This is a genomic window from Variovorax sp. 20P10.2.4 (genome assembly GCF_058244205.1).
Genome location: NZ_JBZAYE010000589.1, coordinates 1 through 4,585, shown reverse-complemented (window position 1 = coordinate 4,585; position 4,585 = coordinate 1). Strand labels below are relative to the sequence as shown.

Annotated in this window: 4 protein-coding genes; 1 reads left to right on the top strand and 3 read right to left on the bottom strand. The window is 71.6% G+C overall.

The features are described 5' to 3' along the window. Positions 1-533: L-threonylcarbamoyladenylate synthase (locus AC27VN_RS33650; protein WP_490879372.1), on the top strand; the 533-nt coding region annotated here is incomplete at its 5' end. Between the two features lie 69 nt (positions 534-602). Here AC27VN_RS33650 and AC27VN_RS33645 read toward each other — a convergent pair. The 3 genes from AC27VN_RS33645 to AC27VN_RS33635 form a co-directional block, all read right to left on the bottom strand. Beyond that, the gene (locus AC27VN_RS33645) at positions 603-2,204 is read right to left on the bottom strand and encodes an alpha/beta hydrolase family protein (RefSeq protein ID WP_490879371.1); all 1,602 of its coding nucleotides are present in this window, start codon (positions 2,202-2,204) and stop codon (positions 603-605) included. Positions 2,205-2,362: 158 nt separating this feature from the next. Continuing rightward, entirely contained in the window at positions 2,363-3,811 is a 1,449-nt protein-coding gene (gene dacB, locus AC27VN_RS33640; RefSeq protein ID WP_490879370.1) for a D-alanyl-D-alanine carboxypeptidase/D-alanyl-D-alanine endopeptidase, read from the bottom strand. A gap of 8 nt (positions 3,812-3,819) precedes the next feature. Next, on the bottom strand, positions 3,820-4,407 hold the full coding sequence (locus AC27VN_RS33635; RefSeq protein ID WP_209543185.1) for an NUDIX hydrolase: 588 nt from the start codon (positions 4,405-4,407) through the stop codon (positions 3,820-3,822). Between the last annotated feature and the right edge of the window lie 178 nt (positions 4,408-4,585).

Sequence of the window (4,585 nt, the reverse complement as noted above, 5' to 3'; positions counted from 1 at the left end):
CCGCGCAGCACGTGTTCGGCGAATTCGGCGACACCGTGCCGGTGATCGACGGCGGCGCCTGCGAGGTCGGCATCGAGTCGACCATCGTCGACTGCAGCCGCGGCGCGCCGGTGCTGCTGCGCCCGGGGCTGATCACGCGCGCGCAGATCGAGGCCGCCTGCGGCGAACGCCTGCGCGACCGCGAGCTGATGGCCATGCCCGACCCACGCGCCTCGGGCACGCTCGAGGCGCACTACGCGCCCGACGCCAAGGTGCGGCTGATGGACGCCAAGGCGATCCAGACCGGCCTCGACGTGCTCGGCGCCAATGCCGCCCACATCGCGATCTGGACCCGCAGCGCCGTGCGCAGCCGTTCGCAGCGCGTCGTGCAGCGGCGCATGCCCGACGACGCCGCCGCCAGCGCGCAGCAGCTGTTCGCGGTGCTGCGCGAGTTCGACGCCCAGGGCGTCAAGCTGATCTGGGTCGAGACGCCGCCCGACACGCCCGAGTGGGAGGGCGTGCGCGACCGCCTGCAGCGGGCCGCCGCGGCCTGAGCGTCGCGCACCATGAAAAAAGGCCCGGCAGTACCGGGCCTTCTTCTTGGGTGGAAGCCTCGACGGGCCTCAGCCCCCCGCCGCCAGCACGCCCTGGAAGAAGCCGCGTGCCGCCGCCAGGCAGAACGGCGGCGCCAGCGTGCCGTGGTAGGCCAGCATCACGGCGCGGTCCTTGTCGGCGTCGCTGCCCTCGGTGCCCTGCTTGAGCACGTCCTTGGCCTGTGCGAAGCCGGCGCGCGCGGCCGAGTAGGCGTCGGTGGTCGCGCTGTCCTCGAGGTCGACCACGGTCAGTTGCTGCGCGGACATGCCCTTGGCGCGGAAGTAGCCGGCGGTGGCGCGCGTGCTCAGGAAGTTGACGGTCGGGTCCTGCGCGCCGCCGCACATCAGCACCGGCTTGGCCGGCACCCAGTTGCGCAGGTCGTTGGCGCGCGCCGCCTTGCGGAAGCCCAGCGTGGGCGCGCAGTCGAGCGGCGTGGCGGAGTTCAGCGAGTTCGCGGTGGCCGGCAGCGCGTTGCCCGGGCAGCGGCTGCCGTCGATGTCGTTGGAGGCGCGCGTCAGGTAGCTCTGGCGCACCAGGTTGCCGGCGCCGTAGAAGATCGACAGCGCCGGATCGACCGGACCGGGCGTGGCGCCGGCCGGGTACAGCGCGAGCTGCGGCAGCTTGCCCTGCGCGATCAGCGTGCTGGTGGGCGTGAGGCTCGGCAGCAGGGTGTCGATGCCGGTTGCGTACTGCGCCTCGTAGATGTCGCTGGTGCTGCCGTAGACGTCGCCGAACTGCTGCTGCCAGCTGGTCGACAGCAGCGGCACGAACAGCGTGCTGCCGAGCGCCGGCCAGCCCTTGAAGTTGTAGTCCACCAGCAGGCTGATGGCCGAGGGCGCCGACAGCGGCGCCGAGGCCGTCACCGTCTTGCCCGTGGCCTGCAGCTCGCGGTGCGCGGCCAGCGCCACGTAGCCGCCCTGTGAATAGCCGGTGACGAACAGCGAGCCCGCGTCCGCGGCGTCGATGTTGGCGAAGGTCTTGCGCGCGGCGGTCAGCGCATCGACCATGTCCTTGCCCTGCTGGTCGCCGTTGAGGTAGGGGTGGTAGGGCAGCGTCGACTTGTCGTAGCCCGCGTAGTTGGGTGCCACCACGATGAAGCCCTGCGCCGCCAGCATGGCCGCGACCACCACGCCTTCGCCGGCGGCGGCCTGATTCAGGTCGGCCCACTTGGCGATGTTGTAGTCGCGCGCGGCGTTGGTGCCGTGGGCGTACAGCACGATCGGCCGCGGGCCGCTGCAGGCCGCGTCGCCGCCGCGCGGCACCATGATTGCGGCCGTGGCGTTGGTGGCCTCGCCCTTGCCGCCGACGGTGCGGTATTCGAGGTAGCGCGTGTCGATGCCGCACTTGGGCTGGCCCGACACCTGCAGCAGTGCCTTGCCCTTGTCGTCGAGCTGCAGCAGCGCGCGGAAGTCGCCGGCCGACAGGCTCAGCACGCGCTCGGGCGGGTTGGTCACCACCGAGCCGCGGCCGGTGTCCTCGGGCGGCGGCGTGGTCGGCGGAAAGATGCCGATGCCGCCACCACCGCCGCCGCCACCGCAGGCCGAGAGCAGCAGCGCCGCGCCCGCGAGGGCGACGGCGAACAGGTGGCGGGAAGAGGCGGATGGCCTTGCGGGCGGCACGGGTCTTTGCACGTCTTTGTCTCCTGAATCGATGGGGGTGCGCGATGCGCACCGTGGCCCGGCTCGGCGGGCGAACGGGCGTTCGATTTTGTCAGCGCCGCTGCGGCGCGCAAGCGGTGGCGGCCTACACAACGTTTTCAGTACAGGCCGCGCGCCTCGGCCCCGGGCCTTCAGTTGTCCTGCGCGGTCCAGTCGACCAGCGCGTCGAAGGCCGCGCGCGCCGCGCCCGCGTTCTCGGCGTTGGCGATCGCCACCAGCACGTAGCGCCGGCCGCTCGCGCCATGCACGTAGCCGGCGATGCCCGAGGCATCGCGCAGGGTGCCGGTCTTCAGGTGCGCGGCGCCGCCCGAGCGCAGCGTGCGCTTGCGCAGGGTGCCGTCCACGCCGAGCGCGGGCAGCGAGCCCACGAGCTCCGGCATCACCGGCGAGCGCCAGGCCACCTGCAGCATCTTGCCGAGCGCGGCCGCGCTGATGCGCTCGTCGCGCGACAGGCCCGAGCCGTTCTCGAACACCGGCGGCGCCTCGCCGGTGCCGATGCGCTCGCGCCACCACTGGACCAGCGCGCCGCGCGAGGCCTCGAAGGTGCCGCGGTTCTTCTGCGTGAGGCCGAGGGTCAGGAACACCTGCTGCGCCATCACGTTGTTGCTGTACTTGTTGATGTCGCGGATCACCTCGGGCAGCGGCGGCGAGGCGAACTCGAACGCCGGCTTGAGCCCCGCGGGCACGCGGCCCTCGCGCATCTGGCCGCCCACGCGCCCGCCCATCTCGGCCCACAGGCCGCCGATGGCGCGCAGCGCGTAGCTGCGCGGATCGGCATAGGCCACGGCCCAGCTCTTCTCGCCGCAGGCGGCGGGAAAGCCGCCGTTGAAGCGGATGCGGTTGGGATCGCCGTAGTCGGCGCGCAGCGCCGTGCGCCAGTCGCCGCATTCGCCGGGCGAAAGCGGCACCGTCTGCGGCATCGCCACGGCCGCGAGCGGCGGCTCGTAGCTCACGCGCGCGAACTGGCCGCCGCGGTCGGGCACGAAGGTCATGTTGACCGACTTGAAGTTCAGCAGCAGCGCATCGGGCGAGGCGTTGTAGGGGCGCAGCGGCTCGCCGTCGAAGGCGGCCGGGTCGTTCTCGACCGTGTTCTCGAAGGCGCTGCGGTCGATCACGATGTCGCCGCTCACGCTGGTGATGCCCAGGCCCTGCACGTGGCGCAGCAGCAGCCACATGCGCTCGATCACCAGCTTGGGATCGCCCTGGCCCTTGATGTAGAGGTTGCCGTTGAGCACGCCGTTGGCGATGCTGCCCTCGACGTAGACCGGCGTGTTCCAGGTGTAGGCCGCGCCCAGCAGGTCGAGCGCGGCGTAGGTGGTCACCAGCTTCATGATCGAGGCGGGGTTCACCGGCACCTGCGTGCGCCAGGCCAGCCGCGGTGGGCGCAGGCCGTCGGCATCGGCGACCAGCATGGTCACGGCGTCGCGCGGGAGCTTGGCGCGGGTGAGCGCGGCATCGACTTCGGCCGGCAGCGGTTGCGGCTGCTGGGCGTGGGCGCCGGCGGCCAGGCACAGCGCGATGGCGCAGAGCGCGCGGGAAGGACGGGGGAAGGGGAGGCGTGCGACGGTGACAGCGGGCATGCGGCCCATTATCCCGGCGCGAAAAGATGCAGCCGCGCGTGGTACAGCAGCAAGATCGTCTTCGCGTCCGCGATGCGGCCGTCGGCCACCATGGCCAGCGCCTCGTCGATGCCGAACTCGAGCACCTCGATGTCCTCGCCTTCCTCGGCCAGCCCGCCGCCCGCGCCCACGCGCATCGAGGGCTCGTACTCGGCGACGAAGAAGTGCAGCTTCTCGGTCACCGAGCCCGGGCTCATGAAGCATTCGAAGACCTTGTGCACCGCGCCCAGCCGGTAGCCGAGTTCCTCCTCGACCTCGGCGCGGATGCGTTCCTCGGGCGCCGCGTTGTCGAGCAGGCCGGCGGCGGCCTCGATCAGCAGGTCGTCCCAGCCGTTGACGAAGGCCGGGTAGCGGAATTGCCGCGTCAGCAGCACCGTGCGCCGCGCGCGGTTGTAGGCCAGCAGGGTGGCGCCGTTGCCGCGGTCGTAGGTCTCGCGGTGCATGCGCTGCCAGCTGCCGTCGTTGCGGCGCCAGTCGAAGGCCGTGGTCTTCAGCGTGTACCAGTTGTCGGAGAGAAGGGTGACTTCGTGCACCCGGACGCGGTCTTGCAGGGTCATGGCGGCGAGCATAGGTGCGAATTCGTGCAATAACAAGAAAATTCGTGCAATCGCGTGAAGCCGCCGCTACCATCGGCCCATGCTCACCCGGCAGCGCAAGCAACACATCCTCTCGGTCCTGGCGCGCGACGGCCAGGTGGTCGCCAAGCCGCTCAGCGAGGCGCTGGGCCTGTCGGAA